Raw genomic sequence first — 24,218 nt, forward strand, 5'->3', positions numbered from 1 at the left:
ACAGCACTGGACCGCGGGGCGGTGCCTGCTGAATACTGCCGGAGCCGACACTGCGCAGTTCTGCTCTTTTCATGGCTCTTATGCGCACTATTGAGCAGGCTGTCGCGAACAGTACCGTCCGCCCGTCCGAGGAGCCCGCCACGATGCCGTCCACCGCCTCGCCGTCCGCAGCCGCCTCACCCGGCGACGACCGGTCATCCGGTGCCGCCGGCGTCCCGCCCGAGGGCACCGCCCCACCGGGCTACACCGAGCGGGAGATCGCCTCCCAGCCCGCCTGCTGGCGCCGGGCCGCGGCCCTGGCAGGGGAGTTCCGCGCGCTGCTGCCCCGCCGGGGGGAGCGGGTCGCCGTCGTCGGCTGCGGCACCTCGTGGTTCGTCGCCCAGTCGTACGCGGCGCTGCGCGAGGCGGGCGGCGGCGGGTACACCGACGCCTTCGCCGCGTCCGAGTTCCCCCTCTCCCGCCGCTACGACAGGGTCCTGGCCGTCACCCGCTCCGGCACCACGACGGAGGTGCTCGACCTCCTCGACCGGGTGCGCGGAACGAGTCCCACGACGGCCCTGACCGCCGACCCGGACACGCCGGTGACCGCCGCGGCCGACCGCACCGCCGCGCTCGACTTCGCCGACGAGCGCTCCGTGGTGCAGACCCGGTACGCCACCACCGCCCTCGCCCTGCTGCGGGCGGCGCTGGAGACCGACGGCACGCTGCCCCCCGGGGTGGCTCCGCTCGCGGACGCGGCCGCGCAGGCGGAGTCCGCCGTCTCCCGCGAGCTGCCCGGACACCTCCTCCGCGCCGAGCAGTTCACCTTCCTGGGCACCGGGTGGTCCCACGGCCTCGCCCTGGAGGCGGCGCTGAAGCTGCGCGAGGCGGCGGGCGCCTGGACCGAGGCGTACCCGGCGATGGAGTACCGGCACGGCCCCCTCAGCATCGCGGCACCCAACCGGGTCGTGTGGACACTCGGGCCGGTCCCCGGCGGACTGGCCGCGCAGATCTCCGGGGCGGGCGCGGCCCACGTCCACCACCCCGGCACCGACCCGCTGGCCGAGCTGGTGCTCGTCCAGCGCCTCGCCGTGCAGACGGCCCTGGCGGCCGGGCGCAACCCGGACGCCCCCCGGCACCTCACCCGCTCCGTCGTCCTGGACGGCGGCCGCGCCTGAGCGCGGCCGCCCCGACCGTTCCGCTGGAGGAACGCGATGCCCCTGTGCCCCACCGAAAGCCTCCTGGACCGCGCGGCGGAGTCCGGCACCGCGGTCGGCGCGTTCAACGTGATCCAGCTCGAACACGCCGAGGCCATCGTGGCCGGGGCGGAGGCCGCGGGCCTCGCCGTGGTCGCCCAGATCAGCGAGAACACCGTCCGCTACCACGGCTCCCTCGCACCGGTGGGGCTCGCCGTGCTGGCCCTCGCCCGGGCCGCAGCCGTTCCGGTCGCCGTCCATCTGGACCACGCCGAGTCCGTGGAGCTGGTGCACGAGGCGGTGGCCCTGGGCTTCGGCTCGGTGATGTTCGACGGCTCGCGGCTGCCGTACGAGGAGAACGTGGCCCGGACCCGCAAGGTGGCCGCGCACTGCCACGACCACGGCATGTCCGTGGAGGCCGAGCTCGGCGAGATAGGCGGCAAGGACGGAGCCCACGCCCCGGGTGTGCGCACCGACCCGGACGAGGCCCGGTCCTTCGTCGCCGCGACGGCCGTGGACGCCCTCGCCGTCGCGGTCGGCAGCTCCCACGCGATGGCCACCCGGGACGCGGCCCTCGACCACGCGCTCATCGCCCGGCTGCGCGAGACGGTGCCCGTGCCGCTGGTGCTGCACGGCTCCTCGGGGGTCGACGACGCCGGGCTGGTGCGCGCGGTCGCCGCGGGCATGCGCAAGGTCAACATCGCGACGCACCTGAACCGGACCTTCACCGGCGCGGCGCGCGGCGCGCTGGCCGCCGACCCGGGGCTCAGCGATCCGCGCAGGTACCTGGGGCCCGCACGCGCGGCGATGGCCGCCGAGGTGGGACGGCTGCTGGCGCTGCTGCACGGCGCGGGGCCGCACCGGGTGTCCTGACCGGGACCGGAGCCCGCACCCGTCCGCCCTCCTCCGGGAGGGGCGAACGGGTGCGGGCAAGCGCTCCCTCCCCTGCGCACCGGGAGGCCGGCCGCCGCCGGTGGACCGGCGGCGGCCGGGTCCCGCCCGCCGGCCCGTCAGGAGGCGCGGCGGCGGATCCGGGCGGAGAGGACGAGGCTGCCGACGGCGAAGGCCGCGAGGGCCCCCGCGCCGCCGAGGGCGAGCGGCAGCGAGGAGGAGGGCCCGGCGGGCGAGGAGGCGAGCGCCGGCGGGACCTCGTCGCCGCCGTGGCCCGCGTGGCTGACCGTCGAGAGCTCGGCCCCGGCGGCGATCTTGGCCTCGGTGGGGGCGGAGGCCGAGGCGGTGCCGCCGAAGGTCACGTCCGAGCAGCTGTAGAAGGCCTCCGGGCTGTCGTTGCGCTGCCAGACCTTGTAGATGACGTGCCGTCCGCTGCGGGCGGGCAGGTCACCGGTGAAGTTGTAGTAGCCCTGGTCGGAGGTGCGGGTGGTGCCGTACACCGCGACCGGGTTCGGGTCGAGGTCGGACCACTTCAGGGGCTGCGTGGGGTCGAAGCCCTCCTTGGTGACGTAGAGCGTCATGGTGCCCGAGTGGGGGGCGGTCACACGGATCCTGAAGTCGAAGGCACCGGCCGACACCGCCGTGGAGGGCCAGTCGGTGCGGGCCCAGTCCAGCGCCCGGTACTTCGTGCGGTTGGCCGAGCAGAGCTTGCCGTCGGGGATCACCTCCCGGTGGCGGCCCGCCGCGTCGGCGATGTTCACCTCGTTCCAGTCGTAGAGCGGCTGGGTCCCCGAGTCGGCGACGAGGTCCTTGCACACCTGCGACCTGGGGTTCTCGGGGCCCTCGGCATAGCAGGCGGCGACCCTGCTGACCGGGTTGAAGACGGCGCCGTGCGCGCTGGCCGCGGAGGGCACCAGCGGGACGAGGACGGCCGCGGACAGACCGGCGGCCAGGGCGCCGGACGCGCGCAGGGCACGGGGGGACGACGGCATGGGGATGCTCTCTCTCATACATGGGGGACCTGCAAGCGGCATGCAGGACAAGGGAGTTGGAACCGGACCGGAATCCCGGAGAGAGCGTGGCATTGGTTTATACCAATGCGCAAGAGGCGGGTGGGAATCGGGGTGCGCCGCGCACGGCGTCCCCCGTCCCGGCACCCCGCGCGGAGCGGGCCGTGGGGTGCCGTCCCGCTCGGCGCCGAGGGGTCTCGGCACGCGGGACGCCCGCGGGGCGCGCCGTCGTCGCGGCCCGCCCCGGACACGGCTTCCGGGTGGGTCCCCCTCCTGGGGACCCACCCGGAAGCCAGCGAACCGCTGCCGTGCCGTCAGCCGAGGTCCCAGCAGACGACGCCGAGGCCGGCCACGTTCACATGGCCGGCCGAGACGTAGCCGCCGCTGCCCCAGCAGCCGCTGTCCTCCACGGGGTCCGCCGCGGCGGGGGCGGCGGCGAGGAAGCCGACAGCGAGCAGGCCGGCAAGAGCGATCGAGATGCGCCGAAGCATGTTTCTCTCCTTCGAGTGGGGGGGCGTCGCGCCATGAGCCTTTACCAGCGGCCGACCGGCCGCACCCCGGGACCATCCGTCCGGGTGGCCCCGCACGGCGGCCGGGCCGGTCGCCCCCGGCGCACCCGGCCGCGTCCCGCACGGTCGGCGAGCCGCCCGCGCCCCCGCACCACCACGGCAGGGCAGAGCCCGTCCGGGGAGGTCGCCCCGCCCCCGGCCCGGGCCGCCCCTGCGGTGCCTGGCGGGCACGGGGCCGGGCCGCGGCGGCGGCCGCGGCCCGGCGCGCTCAGTACGCGGAGCCGACGGCGGCCCCGGTGAAGGCGCCGGCGGCGTGGAGGCTGACGTAGGTGTAACCGGCGGGCGGGTCGGTGACCGTCAGGACGTGGCTGGTGCCGGGACCGGCGGAACGGCTGGTGTAGGAGGTGGCGGTGGCCCAGCCGGACCCGCTGTAGTAGAGGTCGGGGTCGCCGGTGCCTCCCGTGGAGGTGATCGTGAGCCGGGCGGTCCCGGGCGGGACGTACAGGTAGAGGTAGACGTGGTCGCCCTCGGCGGCGGCGAGGCCGCTGCGGCGGCACCCCCCGCCGAGGGCCCGGGTGTCCGCGCCGGTGCACTCGGGGACGGCGGTGCCGCAGTCGCCGGCCGCGCACGCGGCCAGCCAGGCGGCGAAGTCGGCGTCGTAGCGGGTTCCGACGGTCGTGGTGAGGTGGGTGCGGGCCGCGTCCCACCGACCGGCGCGGTAGTGGCCCAGCACGCTGTGCAGGTCGGCGGGGTGCCTCTCCAGCAGGTACCGCACGGCCAGGTAGCCCCAGCGGTAGACCCGCGCGCTGCCGTGGCCGTAGCCGGTGTCGAACAGGGTGCTCAGGGAGTAGGTGCCCCGGGCGGCCTCGGCCATCGCCGCGGTGTAGGGCAGACCGCGGTAGGAGTAGGAGACGTACTCCGCGATGCCCTCCACCCACCAGACGGTGGGGGTGGTCATGGCGGCGGCGAAGTCGCCGTACAGGGTGAAGCGGCCGTCGAGGTAGTGGGTGTACTCGTGGTTGAGGTTCCAGACGGCGAACTCCGGGCGCAGCCACTCCGCCTCGTAGGCGATGAAGCGTGCCTGGTTGCCCGGGGCGGCGGGGTCGCCCTCCAGGTACATGCCGCCGTTGTCGGTGCCGATGCCGTACATGGCGCCCGCGTACGTCCGGTAGTCGGTGCCGGAGTCGTAGACGACCACCTCCAGGACGGTGTTGCCGTCGTCGGCGACCGGACCTCCGTCGCCCACGATCCGGTGGAAGGCGGCGTTCTGCCCCGCGAGGCTCGCGCAGGTGGCGTCCAGCTGGCCGGCCGTCATCTGCTGGGCCAGGATGCGGATGCCGGGTCCGCAGGTGCGGTGGACCGGCAGGACCTCCCGCTCCAGTCGCTCCCGCAGGCCGCAGGTGCCATAGGCGGAGCAGTTGGCCCTGTCGTAGGCGTCGGCCATCTCGGCGACGCCCACCCACAGGGGCGCGGTGGGCCCGGTGGCGGCGCTCCGCCCGAGCAGGTCGGCGGCGAGCGGGCGCACACGGTCCCGCAGGCTCGTGTGCTGGAGGAAGCGGCCCAGCTCCCGGCCGGCGTTGGAGGTCAGGTACGCCTCGTCGGTGCCGAGCAGGGCGGCGTGGTCCACGGCGAAGCGGTGCAGGGTGTGGACCAGGCCCGGGTCCGCCTCGACCGCCCCGACGAACTCGGGCGAGTAGTGGCCGCGGAAGGTCACCGTGTACCCGTTGTTCACGGCGGCGAGCATCCACCGGGACGCGTTCCAGGACGGGTCGTACGCCGCCAGCAGCCGCTCGACGACGTGGAGGTAGCGGGCGTTCTCCTGGGCGCTGTCGATGAGCGTGACCGCCTCGGCCAGGGTCTCGCCGTTGGCGTCGGTGACGTCGCGCGAGCGGGGGCTCGCGAAGAAGGTGTCGAGGCCGGCGCGGACGGCGGTTCGCAGCCCGCCGCCGTAGGGGCCGACGTCGTCCGGGTGGTACCACTGCACGTAGTACCCGGCCCGGAGGAAGAGCACGAGCTGCGGGGTTCCGGCGCTCGGGTCACCCGGGTAGTCCGCGGACGCGTCGCGCAGCGCACCGGCGACGGAGGTCATCTGCGCCTCGCGGAAGGCCAGTCGGGCGTCCTCGCCGGTCAGGCCGAAGAGGGTGTTGACGCAGGCGGTGGCGGCGGCCTTGATCCGGCGCACCAGCGCGTCCCCGGTGCTGCCGGTGAAGTCGGCCGGATCGCAGGGGGCGGAGCGGGACGGAGGCGGCACGGCCGCGTCCGGTTCCCGGGAGGCGCCGTCGTCGTAGGACGTCCTGAGGCGGGACGTGTCGGCGCCCAGCGGCGGGAGCTGGGAGGGCGCCAGCCGCTCCGCGGCCACATGGCCGGGGTCCGGAGCGGCGGACTGCTGTGCCCGGGGCGCGGGGTCGGGCGCCGCGCCCGGGTGGGACGGCAGGGCCCGGCCGGGCGCCGCGGCGGCCGGAGGGGAGTCCGGGCGTGCGTGGGCGGGCGGCGCGAGCAGCGCGAGGCCCAAGGCCCCGGCCAGCGCCAGGGGGAGTGCGGCGCCCGCACCTCTGCGGACGAGCATGGCTCTCACGTGGTTCCTCCCATGGGGGATCGGGGCACGCGGGGACGTGACCGACGGAGGGGACGGGCCGTGGGCCGGGGATCTCGCGGGCGACGGGACACAGCACACACGCAAGGATTGACATGCTCACGACCGGTACCATGTACCATGGCACAGGTCACACTTCACAGGGAAGGCGACCGGCCCGATCCCTCGGAACTCCCCCGGCACACCGGACCCCCCGGCCGCGGCATGTCCGCCACGGCACTCCCGCACCCCGCGCGCGCCCTCCCGAGGACGCGCACCGGACGGCTCCGCCCCCTCGCCGGGGGCCGGCCGGGCCGGCCCTCCCCACCCCGCCGGCAGACGGCACGAAGGCCGCGCAACGTGACATTGTAGAGTGCGGTCACACGGCATGAAGGGGATCGCATGAGCGAGCTGACGGGCCGCAAACTCATCTCCGTCCAGGAGCATCTGCGCGACCAGGTGGCCAACGCGCTGCGCGCCGCACTGATCGCGGGGGACCTGCAGCCCGGCGTGGTCTACTCGGCGCCCTCGCTGGCCGCCGAGTACGGCGTCTCCGCCACGCCCGTGCGCGAGGCCATGCTGGACCTGGCCCGCGAGGGCATGGTCGAGGCCGTGCGCAACAAGGGGTTCCGCGTCACCGAGCTCTCCGAGCGCGACCTGGACGAGTACACCGAGATCCGCTCGCTCGTCGAGATCCCCACCGTCGGCCGCGTGACCCGGACCGCCTCGCGCGGGCAGCTGGAGGCGCTGCGGCCCGTCGCCGAGGAGATCGTGGCCGCCGCCCGGCGCGGCGACCTCATCGGCTACCTGGAGTCGGACCGCCGCTTCCACCTCGACCTGCTCGCCCTGGCGGGCAATGCCCGCCTCGTCGAGACGGTGGCCGAGCTGCGCAAGCGCTCCCGGCTCTACGGGCTGGCCGACCTCTCGCAGGAGGGGGCACTGGTCGCCTCGGCGCAGGAGCACACCGCACTGCTCGACCTGATGATCGCGGGGGACGCCGAGGGCGCGGAGGACCTCATGCGCCGCCATCTCGCGCATGTGCGCACCCTGTGGGCGGCACGGAGGCAGCAGGCGGGGCGCGTCTCGCCGCCCCGGCGGCCCGGCGCCCGCTGACCCCGGGATCCGGGCGCGGGGCGCCGGAGGTCACAGGGTGAAGCCCGCCGGGTAGGGGTCGGTGGGGTCGAGCAGGTACTGCGCGGTGCCGGTGATCCAGGCGCGGCCGGTGACGGAGGGCAGGACGGCCGGACGGCCGCCGACCGTGGTCTCCCCCAGGATCCGCCCCGTGAAGCGGGAGCCGATGAAGGACTCGTTGACGAACTCCTGCCCCTGCTCCAGCAGTCCCCGCGCGTACAGCTGGGCCATCCGGGCGCTGGTTCCCGTCCCGCACGGCGACCGGTCGAACCACCCGGGGTGGATCGCCATGGCGTGCCGGGAGTGCCGGGCACCGGAGCCGGGCGCCTCCAGGTAGACGTGGTGGCAGACGTCGATCGCGGGGTGCTCCGGGTGCGCCACCGGGTTCTGCGTGTTGACCGCCTCCATGACGGCCAGTCCGGCGCCGAGCAGCCGCTGCTTCTGCGCACGTTCGAAGGGGATGCCGAGTTCCTCGGTGCGCACGAGGGCGTAGAAGTTGCCGCCGTAGGCCATGTCGTAGCGGACCGGGCCGAACCCCTCGACGTCGACGACCTGGTCCAGCGCATGGCTGTAGGAGGCGACGTTCTCCAGGGTGACCGCCTCCGCCCGCCCGTCCCGCACGGCGACCCGGGCCGTCACCAGGCCGGCCGGGGTGTCGAGGCGGATGACGGTCTCCGGTTCGGCCGCCTCGACCATGCCGGTCTCCACCAGGACCGTCGCCACGCCGATGGTGCCGTGGCCGCACATGGGCAGGCAGCCGGAGACCTCGATGAACAGCACGCCGAAGTCGGCGTCCGGCCGGGTCGGGGGCTGGAGGATCGCTCCGGACATGGACGCGTGCCCGCGCGGCTCGCACATCAGCAGGGTGCGCAGCCGGTCGCGCTCCCGTACGAACCGCTGCCGCCGCTCGGCCATCGTGGCGCCGGGCAGCACGCCGACCCCGCCGGTGACGACCCGGGTCGGCATCCCCTCGGTGTGCGAGTCGACCGCGTGGTAGCAGGCCACGGACCGCATGTCACCGCACCCCCGCCTCGACGAGGGCCCGGGTGGCGGCGCGCACCACGGCCTCCGCCTCCGGGGCCAGCGCCTGCCGGGGAGGGCGGCAGGGCCCGCCGGTCCGGCCGGTCATGTCCTGGCCGAGCTTGACCGCCTGGACGAACTCGGTCCTGCTGTCCCAGCGCAGCACCGGGTGGAGTCGCCGGTAGAGGGGCAGCGCGGTGTCCAGGTCCCCCGCCAGGGCGGCCTCGTAGAGGGCGAGGCAGTCCCGTGGGAAGACCTGGGCGTAGCCCGCGACCCAGCCGCGGGCCCCGGCGAGGGCGACCTCCAGGAGGGTGTCGTCCGTGCCGGCCACGAGGTCGAGCCCGGGGGCGAGCTCCCGGAGGGCGTAACAGCGCCGGACGTCTCCGGAGAACTCCTTCACGCCCGCGATGAGGCCCTCGGCGTGGAGCTTGGCCAGCAGTTCGGGGCGCAGGTCGACCCTGGTGTCGACGGGGTTGTTGTAGGCGGTGACGGGGAGCCCGGCCGAGGCCACCATGGCGAAGTGCTCCAGGACGGCGCCGTCTCCCGCCCGGTGGCCGTTGGGCGGGAGGCACATGACGGCCTGGCAGCCCGCGTCCCTGGCGACCTGCGCGTGCCGCTTCGCCTCCATCGCGCCGTAGGCGCCCACGCCGGGCATGACGGTGAAGCCCTCGGGGGCGTGCGCGACGGCGGTCCGCACGACGCGGTCGCGCTCCTCGTCGGTCAGGGTCTGGTACTCGCCCAGCGAGCCGTTCGGGGCGACACCGTGCACGCCCTGCTCGGCGAGCCAGGCGACGCTCTCCCCGTAGGCGCCGTAGTCGACGGACAGGTCCCGCCGGAACGGGAGGCTCGTCGCGACGATGACGCCGTGCCAGGGCCTGCGGTCGTGTGCCATGGGGACTCCTCAGCTGGGAACGGGGGGCGGCTCGCCCGGTCCGGCGAGCGCACCGAGGGTGAGCGGGGTCGCGATCAGCCGCTCGGCGGGCGCGTACGGCTGCCCCGGGGCGGCGAGGCCGTGCACGGCGGGCCCGCACATCCGGCCCTGGCACCACCCCATGCCGGCCCGGGTCAGCTGCTTGACCTGCCGGTGGTCGGCCGCCGAGCCGTCGGCGCAGACCGAGCGGACCGCGCCCGCGGTCACCTCCTCGCACCGGCAGACGGGGGTGTCGTCGGTCAGCCAGGAGGACCAGCCCGGCGGCACGGGGTGCGCCCCTGCCACCGCGCGGGCGAAGGCCCGGTGCCCGGCCACCGCGGCGCGCTCGGCCGCCAGGCGCCGCGGGTTCGGCCGCCCCGGCGCCCCGAGGTCGGCGAGCACCGACACGGCCGCCAGGCGGCCCTCGCCCACGGCGAGGGCCGCCCCGCCCACGCCGCAGGCCTCGCCCGCCGCGTAGAGACCCGGCACGCCGGTGCGCTGGCCGCCGTCGACGGCGGCGGCCATGCTGCCGTCACCGGCGTCGGCGAGGGGGCAGCCGAGGGTCACCAGGAGATCGAGCTGGGGTACGAAGCCCCAGCCGACGCCGACGGTGTCCGCCGCGATCCTGCGCTCCGAGCCCGGCAGCGGGCTGCCGTCCGCGTCCAGCAGGGCGGTGCGCACCGCGGCGACCCGCCCGGTGCCCTCGGCCGCGGTGATCGCGGTGCGGGTGCGGACCGGGACGCGGTGCCGGGCGAGCACCGCCGCGTAGCCGGCGGCCTCGGCCCACCGGGCGGGGCGGCGCAGCAGCGGTCCGGGGCGGCGCAGCCAGGCCGAGGGCCCCGACGCCTCGCACACGGCGGCGACCTCGGCTCCGCGCGTGGCGAGGGCCGCGGCGACCGGCAGGAGGAAGGGCCCCGTGCCCCCGAGGACCACCCGGGCCCCGGCGGGGACTCCCCCGCCCTTCAGCAGGGCCTGCAGCCCGCCCGCCGTGAGCACTCCGGGCAGGTCCCAGCCGGGAAAGGGGAGCTGGCGGTCGTAGGCTCCCGTCGCCACCAGCAGGGCCGGGGCGCGCAGCGCCACGTCGGTCTCCTCGGGCGCCCGGCTGCGGTCCACGGCGTGCACGGTGAAGCCGTCCTCCCCGCGGGTGGCGGTCCAGGCGTGGTGGTCCGTCAGCAGGGTGAGCCGTCCGGTGCGCCGGTGGGCGGAGAGCGCGGCGCACAGCGCCCGGTAGGTGCGCCGCCCGCGGCGCGGGTGCGCGGCGCGGGCGGCCGGGTCCGCGGCGCGCACGGGGCGGCGCCAGAACTGGCCGCCCGGCTCGGGGCCGGCGTCGAGGAGGGTCACGCGCAGCCCGCCGTGCAGTGCGGTGGCCGCGGCCGCCATGCCCGCCGGTCCCGCGCCCACCACCACCAGGTCGCCCGGCTCACTCATCGCCGTCCTCCCTCCCGGTCGTGACGGTCATGCCCGCGCGGGCCCGTACCAGGCAGGCGCGCTGCCCGCTCCTGCCGTCGACGGTGACCAGGCAGTCGAAGCAGACGCCGATCCCGCAGAAGACCCCGCGGGGCCGGCGCCCGATCCGGGTGGTGCGCCAGGCGATCCGCCCCGAGGCGACGAGGGCGGCGGCGAGGGTCTGCCCGGGGACGAAGGGCAGCGGTTCGCCGTCCACGGTGCACTCGGTCATGACGGCGTTCCTTCCCCGGTGAGGAACCGGTCGGGCAGCAGCCCGGTGTGGGCGGCCGGGTCGGCGCCGCGCCACGGACGGCCGAGTAGATGGGCGGTGACCAGGGCTCCGGTCGCGGGGGCGAGGCCGACGCCCGCGCCCTCGTGGCCGCAGGCGTGGACGACCCCGGGGACGCGCGGGTCGGGGCCGACGATCGGCAGGTGGTCCGGGCAGTACGGCCGGAAGCCCCGGTAGGCGCGGATCACCTGGGTGGCGCGCAGGAAGGGGAACAGGCGGCACGCCCCGGCGGCGAGCGCGGCGACCACGGCCGGGTCCATGGCGGTGTCGAAGCCGACGCGCTCGCGGCTGGCCCCGATCAGGATCGTGCCCGCCCGGGTGCCCTCGACGACGCAGGAGGTCCCGAGCCCCGCGCCGTCGGAGTCGACGTCGGCCACGTAGCCGGCGGAGTAGACCTTGTGACGGACCATCGGCGGCAGCGGCTGGGTGACGAGGACGAAACCGCGGCGCGGCAGGATCTCGACGGGCGCACCGAGTCGGCGGCCGACCTCGCCGCCCCAGGTCCCCGCGGCGTTCACCACGGCCTCGGCGGGCAGCACCGCACCGTCGGCGGTGCGGACCCCGCGGATCCGGCCGCCGCGTCCGGCGACGGGGGAGACGGCCTCGCCGGTGCGCACCCGGGCTCCGCGCCGACGGGCCGCACCCAGCAGCCCGGCCGCCGCGAGCACCGGCTGCACCTGGGCGTCCTGGGGGTAGTGGACGCCGCCGGGCAGGCCGGGCGCCAGGTGCGGCTCCAGGTCCCGGACGCAGCCGACGCGTTCGGCGCGGACACCGGCCGCCGACTGGCGCGCCGCGAGGACCTGCAGCTCGGCGAGGGCGCCGGGAGTGCTCGCGACGACCAGGCCCCCCTTCGGCTCCAGTTCGACGGTGTGCGGGCCGAGTTCGGCGCCGGCCTCGTCCCACAGCTCGCGGCTGAGCCGGGCCAGCTCCAGCTCCGGTCCCGGTCTCTTGTCGGAGAGGAGGATGTTGCCCTCCCCGCGGCTGGTGGTGCCGGCGCCGACCGGGCCCCGGTCGAGGACCGTGACGTCGAGCCCGGCCGCCGCGGCGTGGAACGCGCACGCGGCGCCCACGATGCCCGCGCCCACCACGACGACTCTCATGCCCACCCCCTGGTGCAATGTCACATGCCATTCTCTAGGCTAGCCACCCGACCGTTCCGCGGACAACGCCGCAAACCGGGCGAGTTGGGCCCGGTACCCGACGACGGCACGCCGGACGACCGGCGCCAGCAGGGAGAAGCATCGCCGTGAAGCCGCCCGGACACCCGCACCTGAACGGACACTCGATCCTGGCCGGGGACGAGGTCCCCGGCACGGGGGATGCCTGGTACGCGGCCGCCGCCGCGTCCGGGGAGCCTTTCGGCCCCGCCCTGCACGACGCCTCGGCGGAGCAGGTCGCGGAGGCCGCGCGGCTCGCCGCGGCGACGGCGCGGGACTTCCGCGCCCTTCCGCCCGGCCGGCGGGCGGCCTTCCTCGACGCCTGCGCCGAGGAGATCGAGGCGCTCGGCGACGGCCTGCTGGAACTCACGGCCCGCGAGACGGGGCTCACGCGGCCCCGTCTCGCCGGTGAACGGGCCCGCACCTGCCGTCAGTTGCGGGTCTTCGCCGAACTGGTCAGGGACGGCGCGGTGGCCGGCGCGCGGACCGACTCCGCGACCGGGGGAACGGACCTGAGGCTGCGCAGGATCCCGCTCGGCCCGGTGGCGGTCTTCGGCGCGGGCAACTTCCCCCTGGCGTTCTCCGTCGCGGGCGGCGACACGGCCTCCGCGCTGGCCGCCGGGTGCCCCGTCGTCGTCAAGTCGCACCCGGCGCACCCCGGCACCGGCGAGGCCGTCGCCCGGGCCCTGACGGCCGCCGCCCAGCGCACGGGGATGCCGCCGGGCGTGTTCTCGCTGCTCGTGGGCCGCGCGCACCGGGTCGGCCTCGCCCTGGTCCAGGACCCCCGGATCACCGCGGTGGGCTTCACCGGATCGCGCGCCGGGGGGCTGGCCCTGGTCGCCGCGGCCGGTGCGCGCCCGGTGCCCGTCCCCGTCCACGCGGAGCTGTCGGCGGTCAACCCCGTGATCGTGCTCGACGGGGCACTCGCCGATCCGGAACGGGAGGCCGAAGGGTACGCGGCCTCGCTGACCCTCGGCGCGGGGCAGTTCTGCACCAATCCCGGCCTGCTGCTGCTTCCGGCCGGGCCCTCGGGCGACGCCTTCCTCGCGGCCGCGGCCCGGGCCGTGCGGAACACCCCCGGCCAGGTCATGCTCACCCCCGGCATCTGCCGCGCCTACGCCGAGGGGGTGCGGCGGTGGGCGGCGGTCGACGGGGTGCGGGAGGTGGCACGGGGCGCGCCGGGCCAGGGCCGGTACGCACCCGCCCCGGCGCTCTTCACCTGCGACACGGCCGTGTACACCGCCCACCGGGACCTCCACGGAGAGGTCTTCGGCGCGGCGGGGCTCGTCGTACGCTGGTCCGGGACGCGGCAGCTCCTCTCCCTGCTGGAGCACCTGGAGGGGCAGCTGACGGCCACGGTGCACGGAACGGAGGCCGACGGGGCCACGGCGGCACGGCTGCTGCCGGTACTGGAGGAGCGGGCGGGACGCGTGCTGTGGGGCGGCTGGCCGACCGGTGTCGAGGTCAGTCACGCGATGGTGCACGGGGGCCCGTGGCCCGCGACGACCTCGCCGGGGGCCACGAGCGTCGGGGCCCTCGCCGTCGAACGCTGGCTGCGCCCGGTCTGCTACCAGTCCTTCCCCGGCACGCTGCTGCCCCCCGAGCTCAGGGACACCGATCCGCCGGAGGCCGCCGCCCTGCCGCCCGGGGGGCGCCCGCTCCGGTAGGGCGTGCGTGACGGCCGCGGAGCGGCGGGGCCGGTTCCGGGCGCCCCGGAGCGGCCCCCGACGGCGCCCGCGACCTGCGCGGCACCGGCCCACACGGGGGGACAGGCCGTTTCACACTTCGCGCCGGCGCAGGTCACGGACGGGTGAGGCTGCGTGTCACCCCGGCCGCGACGGTCGTGGCGAAGATCCAGCCCGACGCGACGAGCAGGACGGCCAGCCACTGGTGGGGACCGGTGGGGGCGAAGGCCTTCTCCTGGCCGAAGTCGACGACCGGCAGCAGCAGGTCGGCCGCGTAGACGGGAGCGTTGAACGGGGGCCCCTTGCCTGGCTCGGAGCGCGTCGGTTCGTCCAGCCCGAAGGCGACGGTGCCGGCGAGCAGCAGCGTCAGCAACCAGGCCACGGCCCGGGCCGGCCGGAAGCCGTAGCCGACGGTCACGTCCTGGACATGGCCCCACACCCTCGCGGGCCAGGGCAGGGAGCGCCGTCGGCGGCGCTGTGCGGCGAGCAGCACCGTTCTGGCCTCGGCGTCCTCGCCGGCTGCGCGGTAGCTACGGGCGAGCTGCTCGTAGCTGTGCGGCAGGAAGCCGCTCCGATCGCATTCCAGCAGGGGCAGCCGCCGGTCAGCCGGCAGCCGGGGGGAGAGCGATTCGTAGACCAGCCCCTCCAGGCTGACCGAGGGCGGCCACACCCCCGGGTCGGCCTCGATCGCCTTGAAGGCGGAGTGGTGCAGCCTGACCTCGCCCGCGATGGGCCGCGCGTCGCGGAGAGTGAGTTGCCGGGCCTCGCAGCTGCTCAGACCGAGGGCGACTCCACCGGGGTTGTGCAGCCGGGCCTCCATGAAGGAGATCCAGCCGCCGGCCGTGCAGCCGGTCAGCCGTACCCTGCCCTCGGCGTCGAGGCCCCCGGCGTTCAGGAGGGTGCCCAGGGTGAGGTTGCGGGCGTCGAGGGCGTCGCCCCCGCGGCCGTGCAGCCGGGCGTCCTCCAGATCGAGGGCGCCGTCGGCCTGCGCCGTCTCCAGGACGAGCGCACCGCGCACCCGCAGCCGGGCGGCTCTGATGTCGCCCTCGACGCGCGCCCTGTCCAGCCGGACCGGTCCGGTGACCTCGCAGTCGGCCAGGCCGAGGTCGCTCTCGACCCGGATGCCGGTCGCGGTGAGCGCGGGCATCCGGGAGGCACACAGGTCCAGCCGGCGCACACGGGCCTCGCTCAGCTCGACCGGGTGCTGGAAGTCGCAGTCCACGAAGCGCACCGGACAGGGGATCTCGGCGTGTGCGAGGTCGAGCCGGCCTGTGACGGTCACTCCGGTCAGATGCAGGCCCGGTATCCCGTCGGCACGGCCGGAGAGCAGGAGTTCGCGCAGAACGGAGGCCCGTACGGGCGGCCGGGTACCCGTGCGACGGCCGGAGGCGTCCGGCGGGTCCCCCTCCGCAGTCCGCCGCCGGGCGTCGACCGGCACGCCCCGGGGAAATGCCTGCACGATCCGGGATTCGAGAGGAGTCGGGTCCGCACCGTCCGGAGACGGGGCGCTAGCCATGCGTCCCCCCGCGGCTCGTGGCCACGCCGCCCCCTCCCGACGTTCTCCCGGGCGCCCATCGTAGTGCCGCCTCCGCCGCCGTCCTCACCCGGGAGTCGGCACGGCTCCGGACGGCGCGGGGCCTGTACGCGTCGTCCGTCCCCAGGGCTGTCCCGTAGGGATCCTCCGCCTGCGCCGCGCATGATGACGGCCCGAACAGGTCGCGGTGCGCGAAAGGTTCCGTCGCGGAGCATGGCGAACAGGACGCGTTTCCGCGCCCGTCCCCCTGTCAGGTGTGTGCGCTGTCGAGGATGGCGAGTTCCCGGGTGGTGGCCTGGCGCTTCCATTCGGGGGCGGTGGTGGCGTAGGTGGTGACATCGTGCCAGCAGCCCTGGGTGCGGAAGAGCTGACGGAGGGTGGCCTCGGGGCGGAGCCCGGCGGAGTGCATCACCGGCGGCATGAAGTGGTGGTCGCTGCGGTGTCCGGCCCAGATGCGGTGCAGGCCCAGCCGGCCGAAGCCGTAGGCCATCAGCAGGCGGCCTGCCTCGTGCCCGTGGCCTCGCAGGGGGGATCCGGGCAGCAGGACGAGGCTGGTGAGCATCGCGTTGCTGCCGTAGTCCTCGACGAGCAGTCCCATGGTGCCGGTGAGGGTGTCGGCGTCCGGGGCGCAGATGGCCAGGGTGTACTTGCGGCGGGGGTGGGTGTGGGGCTGGGCCAGGGCCTGGGCGAAGGCGTCGTGGGCCTGGCCGGTGGTCATGCGGTCGATACCGAGGTAGCGGGTGAGGACCCGGTGGGTGAGGATCCGGGTGAAGGGCTGGTGGTCGTCGGCGCGCAGTTCACGCAGTCGCAGGTGCTCGCCGCGCAGTTCGGGGACGCGGCTCACTCTTCGGCTCCCAGGGGGTGTGCGCCGGTCTCGGCGGCCGGTACGAGGGCGTGGAGGTCGACGGCGTGGCGGCCCGATGCCAGGGGCTCGCCGAGCAGGATGCGGCGGGCGGTGTCGGCGATCAGGGCGGCGCCGAGCATCACCCCGCTGGCGAGCTGGGGCCAGCTGGACAGGGACCTTCCGACCCGGGTGAGGGCGTCGGCCATGGCAGGGCTCAGCCGCTTCTCGTCGACGACGGTGAGCAGGAAGCGGATGGTCTCCTCCCGGTCCAGGGCGCGCACCTCGTCGGCGCTCACCCGGCCGGCGCGGCCGTGGAAGAGCGGTCGGCCGGGTTCGACGTCGAAGCGTTCGATGTCGAGCAGGCCCCGGTCGTTGGTGTCCATCAGGACGGGGATCTGCCGGTGGCGGGCGTGCTCGCGGGCGGCGACCTTCACCCAGGGGGTGTCGCACTCCTCGACCAGGAGGTCGAGCCCCCCGCCGGGAGCGGGAGCGGCGAAGAAGTCCTCGATGGTGTCCTCGGTGACGCCGCCTCGGAAGATCTCGATGTCCAGGTAGGGGTCGAGTTCGTACATGTGTCGGGCGCACAGCACGCTCTTCTCCACGCCGAGTTCGTGGACGCCTGCCCGCAGCCGGTTCAGGTTCGACAGGCCGAGCCGGTCGAAGTCCGCCAGCCGGAAGGCCCCGCCGACCCCCTCCATGGCGCAGGCCAGCGCCGCGCTGCTGCCCACCGACAGTCCGATGACGCCGATCCGGCGATGCAGCAGGGCCTGCTGCTGCGCACGGGTGATCTTGTCTCGGTTGCGGTCGGTGCGTACCAGCCGGAACTCCTCCCGGGGCAGCACGTGCACCAGGCGCCCGGACCACGGATACCAGGCCCACCTGCCGTATGCGTCAGGCCGACCGTCCATGACCTCGGTCACGGCATGCGAGCGGGAGCGGGAGGCGAACGGGTCCCGGGGTGCCCGGCAGCGCAGCAACTCCTCGACCTGGTCCTCGATACGGTCATGGACCTCCCGCACGCTGGATGATTCCCGCAGCCTGGACAGGGCAACGCTGTCGTCAGGCCGTGCGGGGTCCAGCAGCAGGGGGCGAAACGATTCGCTCACCTTCTGCGCGGAAGGCGGCACCAGGCAGCCGGGATCCAGGGGGGATTCCATCAACGGGGTCATGATCGGGAAGCTAACAGCCAGACGATCTTGCAAGGCGTCGGATCACTCCCAGGCGCACGATCGAAATGATCTTCTACCGAGTGCGCCCCCCGCACCTCCACGCGCCCCCGGGCGGCTGCTGCTCGCGCCGTGGCTGCGGCGATGGGAGCCGATGGTCAGGTCGCCCGCGCGGTAGAAGCATGCGCAGCGGCGCATAGGCGCGGACCGGGCCCGGGAGCCTGCCGGTTCGGCGAGGACGTGGAGGACTTCGTCTGGCGGGGTGCTGTCGTCGAGCAGGCCGCGCTGCTGGGCCTCCCACAGAACGGTGACGGGGTCGACGGGCTCGTGGCGGCGGGCCAGGGCCGTCAGGCACTGCCACAGTCCGGCGTGCCGCCACACACCGGGACGACGTGGTCACCAAGCTCGGCTACGAGCACCTGCGCGCTGCCGAGCCCGATCGTCGTGACCCGCTGACCCCGGTCACGGGCGCCGGTCCCCATCTGGTCCCCAAAAATGATCAAGGGCCGGTTTCGGATACCTCCGAAACCGGCCCTGACCTGCGACTCTCACAAGTCGGGACGACAGGATTTGAACCTGCGACCCCTTGACCCCCAGTCAAGTGCGCTACCAAGCTGCGCCACGTCCCGATGCCCGTCGTGACCTGGGGTTTCCCCCGGCCGAACGCGCACGAGAACCATACCGCACTCGACCGGGTGGTCACGAACCCGTTCTCCGGCGCCGCGGGCATTTGACCTCGAGTTCACTTGAGGTTGCACGGTGGGCTTCATGACCACGACACAGACCGGTTCCGCGGCCGGTTTCCGGGACGTCGGCCGGCTGATGGCCCTGATGACCGGGGACGAGAAGCACGGGCCCGCCGCCACCTCCACCCTCGACGCCCTGTGGGTGCTCTACGACCGTGTGCTGCGCGTGTCGCCGCACACGGCCGACTCCCCCGGGCGCGACCGGTTCCTGCTCTCCAAGGGACACGGCCCGATGGCCTACTACGCGGTCCTCGCCGCCAAGGGGTTCGTCCCGGAGGGCTGGCTGCCGGGCTTCGGCTCCTACGACTCCCCGCTCGGCCACCACCCCGACCGGACGCTGGTGCCGGGTGTGGAGATCGGCAGCGGGTCGCTCGGGCACGGCCTGCCGCTCGCCGTGGGGACCGCGCTCGGCCTGCGGGCGCAGGGGCTGACCGGCCCCCGGGTGTGGGTGCTGATCGGGGACGCCGAGCTCGACGAGGGGAGCAACCACGAGGCCCTCGCCTACGCGGGCCCGGAGGGTCTGGAGTCCCTGCACACGCTGGTGATCGACAACTCCTCCGCCACCCCGGGCTGGCCGGGCGGCATCGCCTCGCGCTTCGCCGCCGCGGGCTGGTCCGCGGACACCGTCGACGGGCGGGACCACGAGGCCCTGTACCGGGCCTTCACCGCACCCCATCCGGGGCGCCCCCGCGCGGTCGTCGCCCGGGTCGAGCCCAAGAACGCCTGAATCCACCCCTGCACCACCATCGGAGAACCGCCCATGGACACGATGCGCGACCGCTTCATCTCGACCACCACCCGGCTGCTGGACGAGGACCCCCGCCTGGCCCTCGTGCTGGCCGAGATCAGTCGCGACGGCTTCGACCAGGCCGCTCGCCGCCACCCCGACCGGGTGATCAACGTGGGGATCCGCGAGCAGCTGCTGGTCGGCGTGGGCGGCGGCCTGGCCCTCACGGGGATGCGGCCCCTGATGCACACCTTCGCCAGCTTCCTGGTGGAGCGCCCGTTCGAGCAGGTGAAGCTGGACCTGGGCCACCAGGGCGTGGGCGGCGTCCTGGTCAGCGCCGGCGGATCCTACGACTGGCCCGCGGGCGGCTTCACCCACATGGCCCCGGGGGACGTGGCGCTCATGGACACCCTGGACGGCTGGACCGTGCACGTCCCGGGGCACCCGGACGAGGCGGAGGCGCTGCTGCGGGCGGCCGCAGCCGGCGAGGACCGGGTGTACGTGCGGCTCTCCGTGCAGTCCAACGCCGCGGCGATGCAGGTCGGCGGCGGGTTCACCCCGGTGCGCGCCGGACGGGGGCCGGTGGTCGTCGCGGTCGGCCCGATGCTGGACGGGGTGCTGGCCGCCACCGAGGGAACGGACGCCGCGGTGCTCTACGCCGCCACCGTGCGCCCCTTCGACGGTGCGGCCCTGCGGGCCGCGACCGCCGGCCGCAGGACGGCCGACGTGGTGCTGGTCGAGCCCTACCTGGAGGGGACCTCCACGGCGGCGGCGAACGACGCGCTGGCCGACGTGCCGCACCGGGTGCTGGGGCTCGGGGTGCCGCGACGCGAGCTGCGGCGCTACGGGACGACCGCCGAGCACCTCGCGGCACACGGTCTCGACCCCCGCGGGCTGCGACGCCGGATCGAGGCCTTCGCCGGGCGCTGAGCGGGGCCCGGCCGGGGGGCGCAGGGGGTGGGCGGCCGGCCGGCGAGAGGTGTTCAGCGGCGGTGGACGCCCGGCGGCCGTGCGCGGGCGCCGGCACCGGGGAACAGCGGACGGACGGACCGCGCCGCCCTCAGTCCCCCGGCGCCGCCGCCAGGTCGGGGTGTGCGTCGAGGAGGGCGCGGGGCGCGGCCTGGCGCCAGGAGTCCACCAGGATCGCCCGCAGCTCCTCCTCGTCGTCGAGGGCGGCGAGCCGCACCCGGATCCACGCGAAGGCGTCGTCGTGGCCCTTGCGGAGGAAGAACTTCCCGGGCTCGGCCGCGATGAGCTCCTCGCGTTCCTCCTTGGGGCACTTCACGCCCATCGCCAGGTCGTCCCGGTCGAGCGAGGCGAAGACCCGGCCGCGGGCCTCCAGCCGGAAGGTGGGCATGCCCCAGGCGAGCTTCTCCTGCGCTCCGGGCAGGGTGAGCGCGATTCTGCGAACGTCGTCAGCGGTGGCCATGCGCCGACGCTAGCGCCCGGCACGGACACCCGCGCGGGACACGGGGCCCGCGCGGGGCCTCCCGGGTGCCGCAGCGGAGATCGCCGCCGGACGGCCGGGGCGCGGCGCGCGGCGCGGGCATCCCGCCCGCCCGCCGTGCTCCCGGAGCCGCGCGCCCGGCACCGCAGCCCGGATGCGGGGCCGGGGCGCGGCGTGCGGCGGGATGCCGCGCGCCCACCGGGGCGCGTAACCCTCCGAGCGCGGGACGCGCGCGCCCCCTGCTGCCCGGACCGGCGGCGCACGCTCCCCCTCGCCTCCGCGCGCTGCTGCGCCGGGATGCGCTTCGCCACCACGCGGTGGATTTCGGTCCGTTCCGGCGCAGTATCGATCCTGCCTCCTTTCCCTGAAGCCACATCCGTTCACCCCGGCGCCGCGCCGGGGTGCCGTCGGAGGCTCCCGGAGCGAAACCGGAACCGGCCGACAGGTGGCATCCTCCATCCGGAGGGGAAGTGTCCGGTGCGGGGCAGGGCTTCGGCCTACCACCCGGTACACAGCCTCAATCACACGTCAACGGTCCATGTTCCGGCCAAAGTCGGCATCCACCTTGTCCCTCGGGGCAGCGCTCAACAGGCTGATGTGGTCGGCCTGTTCGGCACGGGGGTGCTGCCGACGCACCACCTGCTCGCACAACTGCGCGAACAGGCGTTTCGCGGAGGGGAGCTCGCGATGGACGGTTACTTCGCCAGTCGACTGCACCACCGGCTGCGCGCCCAGGTGAGGGAGTTCGCCGAGAGGGAGGTGAGGCCTCGTGTTCCGGCCATGGAGGACGCCAGGGTCGTGGACCGCGACCTCTCGCAGCTGATCGCACGGCAGGGCTGGCTCGGGGCCACCATCAGCGAGGACTACGGCGGAACGGCGCTGGGGCACCTGGCGAAGACCATCGTCATCGAGGAGCTGTCCCGGGTCAGCGGTGCCATGGGCGCCATGATCCAGGCTTCGCAGCTGGGCGTCGCCAAGATTGTCCATTTCGGCAGTGACGACCAGAAGAAGACCTGGCTTCCGGCGATAGCCTCGGGCGCCTGCCTGCCCACGATCGCCGTGACCGAGCCGGAATCGGGCGGGCATGTGCTCGGGATGTCCGCGACGGCCGTCCGGGACGGCGACGACTACGTCCTCAACGGCCGGAAAGTGTATGTGGGAAACAGCCATGTGGGGGATCTGCACGGTGTGGTCGTTCGGACCGGTCCCGGGGCGCGCGGACTGACCGCCTTCCTGGTCGAGTCCGACCGTCCGGGATTCCGCGTCGGCGAGCAGCAACCGACCATGGGACTGCACGGGTTCAGCTTCGGCGAACTCCTCTTCGAGGACTGCCGGGTGCCCGCCTCGTGCCGCCTCGGGAACGAGGGGGACGGGCTGGCCGTCGCGTACTCCTCCAGCGTGCTCTACGGCCGGGCCAACCTGACGGCGGTCTCCCTCGGTCTGCACCGCGCGATCCTGGAGGAGACCACACGCTTCTGCGAGCAGCGCCGGCGCTACGGGAAGCCGCTGCACGAGCTGCCCTCGGTGAAGCTGAAACTCGGTGCGATGCAGTCCCGGCTGATGACCTCCCGGCTGGCCGCCTACCATGCGGTGCACCTGCTCGACCAGGGTCTGCCCTGTGACGCCGAGCTGATGAACGCCAAGCTGGTGAACGTGGAGTCCGCCATCGACTCGGCGCGCAACGCGATGGAGGTCCACGCCGCGGCCGGGCTCTTCACCGACCGCCCGGTCGAGCGGTACATGCGGGACGCCCTGCACATGTTCGCTCCCGCGGGCACCTCCGACATCCAGCTCCTGCGGCTCGCCGAGGTCGCCCTGGGCAAGGCCAAGGGCGACTGGTCCGAGCGGCTCTCGGACGCGGTGCGGCTGGCACCGGCCGGCTGAGGCCCCGACCGGCGCGGAGCCGGGGGCCCGAGGGGCGCGTCCGCCGGCGCCACGGGCGGCCCGCGGCCGCCCGTGGCGCCGGCGGTTCAGATGCGGCCGTCCTCCCGGCGGTGGATCTGCCCGATCAGCTCGGCGGCAAGGGACTTGATCGTCTCCAGCCCCGCCCTGCCCCACGGCCGGGGCTCGGTGTCCACCACGCAGATGGTGCCGAGTGCCATCCCCGTCCGGTCGATCAGGGGCGCCCCCAGGTAGGAGCGGATGCCGATCTCGTCGACGACCGGGTTGCCCGCGAAGCGGGGGTAGTCGCAGACGTCCTCCAGGACGAGCGCCTTGCGCCGCACCACCACATGGGGGCAGTAGCCGTGGTCCCGGGCCATGAAGCGGCTCACCCCGCCGCTGCCGGCCCCGGGGTCGGCGTGGGTGCCCGTGTGGGTGCCGCCCGGGGTGTGCAGTCCGGCGAAGAACTGCTTGTTCTCGTCGATGAAGTTGACCATCGAGTACGGGGCGCCGGTCACCTCGGCGAGCTTCTGCGCGAAGTCGTCGAAGGCCGGGTCCGGGCGGTCGCCGAAGCCGAGCTGGCGCAGCCGCCGCACCCGGGCGGGGGCCTCCCTGTCGACCGGGGTGAGCAGCAGGTGGCCGGTGGGGTCGTAGGTCATGACGATGCTCCGTAGCTCGGCGCCGGGCCCGGTACGACGGCGGGTGTGCGGGTGAGCAGATGCTGGACGAGCGTGACCAGGGTGCCGATGCCCGAGCTGGCGATCCGGGCATCGCACAGCACCACCGGCACCTCGGGCCGGAGGTCGATCGCGGCCCGCACCTCCTCGGGGTCGTAGCGGTACGCGCCGTCGAACTCGTTGACGGCCACGACGAAGCCGATGCCGCGCCGCTCGAAGAAGTCCACGGCGGAGAAGGAGTCCTCCAGCCGGCGGGTGTCCGCCAGGACCACCGCGCCGAGCGCCCCCTGGGAGAGCTCGTCCCACATGAACCAGAAGCGCTCCTGCCCCGGGGTGCCGAACAGGTACAGCACATGGCGGGCGTCCAGGGTGATCCGGCCGAAGTCCATCGCCACCGTGGTGGTCCGCTTGGCCTCGATCCCGTCCAGGTGGTCCGTGCCGACACTCACCTGCGTCAGCAGCTCCTCCGTGCTGAGCGGGTCGATCTCGCTCACGGCGCCCACGAAGGTGGTCTTGCCGACGCCGAAGCCCCCGGCGACGAGGATCTTCAGCGCGGTCGGGAAGAGGTCTCCGGCTGCCGGGCCGGAGTCAGAGCCGTCGTCGTAGGCCATCGAGCACCGCCTCCAGCAGTGAACGGTCGGTGGGTGTGCCGTGCGGACGCGGCGCCCGTGCCGTGACGGCACCGCAGTCGACGAGGTCCGAGAGGAGCACCTTGGTGACGACCGCGGGCAGCCGCAGGTGCGCCGAGATCTCGGCGACCGAGGTGGGTCCGCGGCACAGTCCGAGCGCGAGGGAGTGCTCGGGGCCCAGGTGGCCCTGCGGAGCCGAGCCCGTCGCCATCACCAGGGAGAGCAGGTCCAGGGCCGTCGTCGGGCGGGTGCGGCCGCCGCTGACGGTGTAGGGGCGGATCAGCCGGCCGGCGGCGTCGTCCAGCAGCGGCCCTTCCTTGGGAGCGGGCATGTCACTGCCCCACAGGGCTCGACGCCCCGGCGGCCGTCCTGGCGGGGGTGGTCAGGTAGGGGCGCACGCTCTTGACGAGCATGGCCATCTCGTAGCCGAGGACGGCCGCGTCGGCCTCGCGGCCGGCCAGGACCGCCAGGCAGGTGCCGGAACCGGCGGTGGAGACGAACAGCAGCGTGGAGTCCAGCTCCACGACCACCTGCCGCACCTCCCCGCCGTCGCCGAAGCGGGCCCCTGCGCTGCGCCCCAGCGAGTACAGGCCGGAGGCGAGTGCGGCCATGTGGTCCGCGCTGTCGTTGTCCAGGCCGTGCACCGACTTCACCAGGCCGTCGGAGGAGAGCAGTACCGCGTTGCGGGTGTAGGGCACCCGCTGGACCAGACCGGTGAGGAGCCAGTCGAGGTCCGATACGTGACCGGTCGGCACATCGCTCGCCATGCTGC

At 74.9% G+C, this 24,218-nt stretch carries 23 protein-coding genes, 1 tRNA gene and 1 pseudogene; 7 read left to right on the plus strand and 18 right to left on the minus strand.

The annotated features are described in order from the left end of the window. The first annotated feature begins 80 nt into the window (after positions 1-80). Both NPS70_RS21855 and NPS70_RS21860 read left to right on the plus strand, forming a co-directional pair. Positions 81-1,157, plus strand: a complete 1,077-nt coding sequence (locus NPS70_RS21855) for an SIS domain-containing protein (RefSeq protein ID WP_256526064.1) — start codon at positions 81-83, stop codon at positions 1,155-1,157. A gap of 36 nt (positions 1,158-1,193) precedes the next feature. After that, a complete protein-coding gene (locus NPS70_RS21860; RefSeq protein WP_256526065.1) occupies positions 1,194-2,048 on the plus strand; it encodes a class II fructose-bisphosphate aldolase in 855 nt (284 codons plus the stop codon). Positions 2,049-2,185: 137 nt separating this feature from the next. On the opposite strand, the gene NPS70_RS21865 is transcribed toward NPS70_RS21860, so the two are convergent. From NPS70_RS21865 to NPS70_RS21875, 3 genes are all read right to left on the minus strand, one after another. Further along, positions 2,186-3,076, minus strand: coding sequence for a lytic polysaccharide monooxygenase (locus NPS70_RS21865; protein ID WP_305886181.1), 891 nt, complete (start codon positions 3,074-3,076; stop codon positions 2,186-2,188). A 314-nt stretch (positions 3,077-3,390) separates the two neighbouring features. Next, positions 3,391-3,567 (minus strand): hypothetical protein, encoded by a 177-nt coding sequence (locus tag NPS70_RS21870; RefSeq protein WP_256526066.1) that lies wholly within the window; start codon positions 3,565-3,567, stop codon positions 3,391-3,393. Between the two features lie 286 nt (positions 3,568-3,853). Beyond that, positions 3,854-6,151: a M9 family metallopeptidase gene (locus NPS70_RS21875; protein ID WP_256526135.1), complete on the minus strand. Its 2,298-nt coding sequence runs from the start codon at positions 6,149-6,151 to the stop codon at positions 3,854-3,856. A 408-nt stretch (positions 6,152-6,559) separates the two neighbouring features. On the opposite strand from NPS70_RS21875, the gene NPS70_RS21880 reads away from it, so the two are divergent. Next, positions 6,560-7,270, plus strand: a complete 711-nt coding sequence (locus NPS70_RS21880) for a GntR family transcriptional regulator (RefSeq protein WP_256526067.1) — start codon at positions 6,560-6,562, stop codon at positions 7,268-7,270. A 30-nt stretch (positions 7,271-7,300) separates the two neighbouring features. Here NPS70_RS21880 and NPS70_RS21885 read toward each other — a convergent pair whose 3' ends face one another. The 5 genes from NPS70_RS21885 to NPS70_RS21905 are packed head-to-tail and all read right to left on the minus strand — an operon-like array spanning position 7,301 to position 12,053. Next, complete coding sequence (locus NPS70_RS21885; protein ID WP_256526068.1) at positions 7,301-8,302, minus strand: proline racemase family protein; 1,002 nt, start codon at positions 8,300-8,302, stop codon at positions 7,301-7,303. A 1-nt stretch (position 8,303) separates the two neighbouring features. Next, positions 8,304-9,200, minus strand: coding sequence for a dihydrodipicolinate synthase family protein (locus tag NPS70_RS21890; RefSeq protein WP_256526069.1), 897 nt, complete (start codon positions 9,198-9,200; stop codon positions 8,304-8,306). A gap of 9 nt (positions 9,201-9,209) precedes the next feature. Next, a complete protein-coding gene (locus NPS70_RS21895) occupies positions 9,210-10,646 on the minus strand; it encodes an NAD(P)/FAD-dependent oxidoreductase (protein WP_256526070.1) in 1,437 nt (478 codons plus the stop codon). Next, a complete protein-coding gene (locus NPS70_RS21900) occupies positions 10,639-10,896 on the minus strand; it encodes a (2Fe-2S)-binding protein (RefSeq protein ID WP_256526071.1) in 258 nt (85 codons plus the stop codon). Before NPS70_RS21900 ends, NPS70_RS21895 begins: the two co-directional genes overlap by 8 nt. Continuing rightward, positions 10,893-12,053 (minus strand): FAD-binding oxidoreductase, encoded by a 1,161-nt coding sequence (locus tag NPS70_RS21905; protein ID WP_256526136.1) that lies wholly within the window; start codon positions 12,051-12,053, stop codon positions 10,893-10,895. Before NPS70_RS21905 ends, NPS70_RS21900 begins: the two co-directional genes overlap by 4 nt. A 146-nt stretch (positions 12,054-12,199) precedes the next feature. On the opposite strand from NPS70_RS21905, the gene NPS70_RS21910 reads away from it, so the two are divergent. Next, positions 12,200-13,777 (plus strand): aldehyde dehydrogenase (NADP(+)), encoded by a 1,578-nt coding sequence (locus NPS70_RS21910; RefSeq protein WP_256526072.1) that lies wholly within the window; start codon positions 12,200-12,202, stop codon positions 13,775-13,777. A gap of 133 nt (positions 13,778-13,910) precedes the next feature. Here the strand turns inward: NPS70_RS21910 and NPS70_RS21915 are convergent, their stop codons facing one another. From NPS70_RS21915 to NPS70_RS21935, 5 genes and pseudogenes are all read right to left on the minus strand, one after another. Beyond that, positions 13,911-15,254, minus strand: coding sequence for a membrane-associated oxidoreductase (locus NPS70_RS21915; protein WP_256526073.1), 1,344 nt, complete (start codon positions 15,252-15,254; stop codon positions 13,911-13,913). A gap of 325 nt (positions 15,255-15,579) precedes the next feature. Continuing rightward, on the minus strand, positions 15,580-16,173 hold the full coding sequence (locus tag NPS70_RS21920; RefSeq protein ID WP_256526074.1) for a GNAT family N-acetyltransferase: 594 nt from the start codon (positions 16,171-16,173) through the stop codon (positions 15,580-15,582). Then, on the minus strand, positions 16,170-17,342 hold the full coding sequence (locus NPS70_RS21925; RefSeq protein ID WP_256526075.1) for a ThiF family adenylyltransferase: 1,173 nt from the start codon (positions 17,340-17,342) through the stop codon (positions 16,170-16,172). Before NPS70_RS21925 ends, NPS70_RS21920 begins: the two co-directional genes overlap by 4 nt. A gap of 213 nt (positions 17,343-17,555) precedes the next feature. Further along, a pseudogene (locus NPS70_RS21930) lies at positions 17,556-17,711 on the minus strand (DnaB-like helicase N-terminal domain-containing protein); the annotation flags it as partial. Between the two features lie 183 nt (positions 17,712-17,894). Then, a tRNA-Pro gene (locus NPS70_RS21935) sits at positions 17,895-17,968 on the minus strand. Positions 17,969-18,107: 139 nt separating this feature from the next. On the opposite strand from NPS70_RS21935, the gene NPS70_RS21940 reads away from it, so the two are divergent. Together NPS70_RS21940 and NPS70_RS21945 are read left to right on the plus strand one after the other, a co-directional pair. Continuing rightward, positions 18,108-18,812, plus strand: coding sequence for a transketolase (locus NPS70_RS21940; protein WP_256526076.1), 705 nt, complete (start codon positions 18,108-18,110; stop codon positions 18,810-18,812). 33 nt (positions 18,813-18,845) lie between these two features. Next, a complete protein-coding gene (locus NPS70_RS21945; RefSeq protein ID WP_256526077.1) occupies positions 18,846-19,742 on the plus strand; it encodes a transketolase family protein in 897 nt (298 codons plus the stop codon). Positions 19,743-19,872: 130 nt separating this feature from the next. Here NPS70_RS21945 and NPS70_RS21950 read toward each other — a convergent pair whose 3' ends face one another. Continuing rightward, on the minus strand, positions 19,873-20,241 hold the full coding sequence (locus NPS70_RS21950; protein WP_256526078.1) for an MmcQ/YjbR family DNA-binding protein: 369 nt from the start codon (positions 20,239-20,241) through the stop codon (positions 19,873-19,875). 705 nt (positions 20,242-20,946) lie between these two features. Between NPS70_RS21950 and NPS70_RS21955 the strand changes: the two genes are divergently transcribed. Beyond that, positions 20,947-22,143 (plus strand): acyl-CoA dehydrogenase family protein, encoded by a 1,197-nt coding sequence (locus NPS70_RS21955; RefSeq protein ID WP_256526137.1) that lies wholly within the window; start codon positions 20,947-20,949, stop codon positions 22,141-22,143. An 86-nt stretch (positions 22,144-22,229) separates the two neighbouring features. Here the strand turns inward: NPS70_RS21955 and NPS70_RS21960 are convergent, their stop codons facing one another. From NPS70_RS21960 to NPS70_RS21975, 4 genes are read right to left on the minus strand one after another with little or no spacing between them, the layout of a single operon-like run. Further along, entirely contained in the window at positions 22,230-22,799 is a 570-nt protein-coding gene (locus NPS70_RS21960) for a GAF domain-containing protein (RefSeq protein WP_256526079.1), read from the minus strand. Continuing rightward, a complete protein-coding gene (locus NPS70_RS21965) occupies positions 22,796-23,428 on the minus strand; it encodes an ATP/GTP-binding protein (RefSeq protein WP_256526080.1) in 633 nt (210 codons plus the stop codon). The genes NPS70_RS21960 and NPS70_RS21965 overlap by 4 nt, the downstream gene beginning before the upstream one ends. After that, the gene (locus tag NPS70_RS21970) at positions 23,406-23,777 is read right to left on the minus strand and encodes a DUF742 domain-containing protein (RefSeq protein ID WP_256526081.1); all 372 of its coding nucleotides are present in this window, start codon (positions 23,775-23,777) and stop codon (positions 23,406-23,408) included. The genes NPS70_RS21965 and NPS70_RS21970 overlap by 23 nt, the downstream gene beginning before the upstream one ends. Position 23,778: 1 nt before the next feature. Beyond that, complete coding sequence (locus NPS70_RS21975; RefSeq protein WP_256526082.1) at positions 23,779-24,213, minus strand: roadblock/LC7 domain-containing protein; 435 nt, start codon at positions 24,211-24,213, stop codon at positions 23,779-23,781. Positions 24,214-24,218: the final 5 nt, after the last annotated feature.

The sequence above is a fragment of the Streptomyces sp. C10-9-1 genome (assembly GCF_024497955.1).
Classification (GTDB): domain Bacteria; phylum Actinomycetota; class Actinomycetes; order Streptomycetales; family Streptomycetaceae; genus Streptomyces; species Streptomyces sanyensis.

What these genes read in the sequence shown, in the direction of transcription:
- NPS70_RS21855 (WP_256526064.1), top strand. Translation starts at nt 81, where the DNA reads ATGCGCACTATTGAGCAGGCTGTCGCGAACAGTACCGTCCGCCCGTCC.
- NPS70_RS21860 (WP_256526065.1), top strand. Translation starts at nt 1,194, where the DNA reads ATGCCCCTGTGCCCCACCGAAAGCCTCCTGGACCGCGCGGCGGAGTCC.
- NPS70_RS21865 (WP_305886181.1), bottom strand. Translation starts at nt 3,076, where the DNA reads ATGAGAGAGAGCATCCCCATGCCGTCGTCCCCCCGTGCCCTGCGCGCG.
- NPS70_RS21870 (WP_256526066.1), bottom strand. Translation starts at nt 3,567, where the DNA reads ATGCTTCGGCGCATCTCGATCGCTCTTGCCGGCCTGCTCGCTGTCGGC.
- NPS70_RS21875 (WP_256526135.1), bottom strand. Translation starts at nt 6,151, where the DNA reads ATGCTCGTCCGCAGAGGTGCGGGCGCCGCACTCCCCCTGGCGCTGGCC.
- NPS70_RS21880 (WP_256526067.1), top strand. Translation starts at nt 6,560, where the DNA reads ATGAGCGAGCTGACGGGCCGCAAACTCATCTCCGTCCAGGAGCATCTG.
- NPS70_RS21885 (WP_256526068.1), bottom strand. Translation starts at nt 8,302, where the DNA reads ATGCGGTCCGTGGCCTGCTACCACGCGGTCGACTCGCACACCGAGGGG.
- NPS70_RS21890 (WP_256526069.1), bottom strand. Translation starts at nt 9,200, where the DNA reads ATGGCACACGACCGCAGGCCCTGGCACGGCGTCATCGTCGCGACGAGC.
- NPS70_RS21895 (WP_256526070.1), bottom strand. Translation starts at nt 10,646, where the DNA reads ATGAGTGAGCCGGGCGACCTGGTGGTGGTGGGCGCGGGACCGGCGGGC.
- NPS70_RS21900 (WP_256526071.1), bottom strand. Translation starts at nt 10,896, where the DNA reads ATGACCGAGTGCACCGTGGACGGCGAACCGCTGCCCTTCGTCCCCGGG.
- NPS70_RS21905 (WP_256526136.1), bottom strand. Translation starts at nt 12,053, where the DNA reads ATGAGAGTCGTCGTGGTGGGCGCGGGCATCGTGGGCGCCGCGTGCGCG.
- NPS70_RS21925 (WP_256526075.1), bottom strand. Translation starts at nt 17,342, where the DNA reads ATGACCCCGTTGATGGAATCCCCCCTGGATCCCGGCTGCCTGGTGCCG.
- NPS70_RS21940 (WP_256526076.1), top strand. Translation starts at nt 18,108, where the DNA reads ATGACCACGACACAGACCGGTTCCGCGGCCGGTTTCCGGGACGTCGGC.
- NPS70_RS21945 (WP_256526077.1), top strand. Translation starts at nt 18,846, where the DNA reads ATGGACACGATGCGCGACCGCTTCATCTCGACCACCACCCGGCTGCTG.
- NPS70_RS21950 (WP_256526078.1), bottom strand. Translation starts at nt 20,241, where the DNA reads ATGGCCACCGCTGACGACGTTCGCAGAATCGCGCTCACCCTGCCCGGA.
- NPS70_RS21955 (WP_256526137.1), top strand. Translation starts at nt 20,947, where the DNA reads ATGGACGGTTACTTCGCCAGTCGACTGCACCACCGGCTGCGCGCCCAG.
- NPS70_RS21960 (WP_256526079.1), bottom strand. Translation starts at nt 22,799, where the DNA reads ATGACCTACGACCCCACCGGCCACCTGCTGCTCACCCCGGTCGACAGG.
- NPS70_RS21965 (WP_256526080.1), bottom strand. Translation starts at nt 23,428, where the DNA reads ATGGCCTACGACGACGGCTCTGACTCCGGCCCGGCAGCCGGAGACCTC.
- NPS70_RS21970 (WP_256526081.1), bottom strand. Translation starts at nt 23,777, where the DNA reads ATGCCCGCTCCCAAGGAAGGGCCGCTGCTGGACGACGCCGCCGGCCGG.
- NPS70_RS21975 (WP_256526082.1), bottom strand. Translation starts at nt 24,213, where the DNA reads ATGGCGAGCGATGTGCCGACCGGTCACGTATCGGACCTCGACTGGCTC.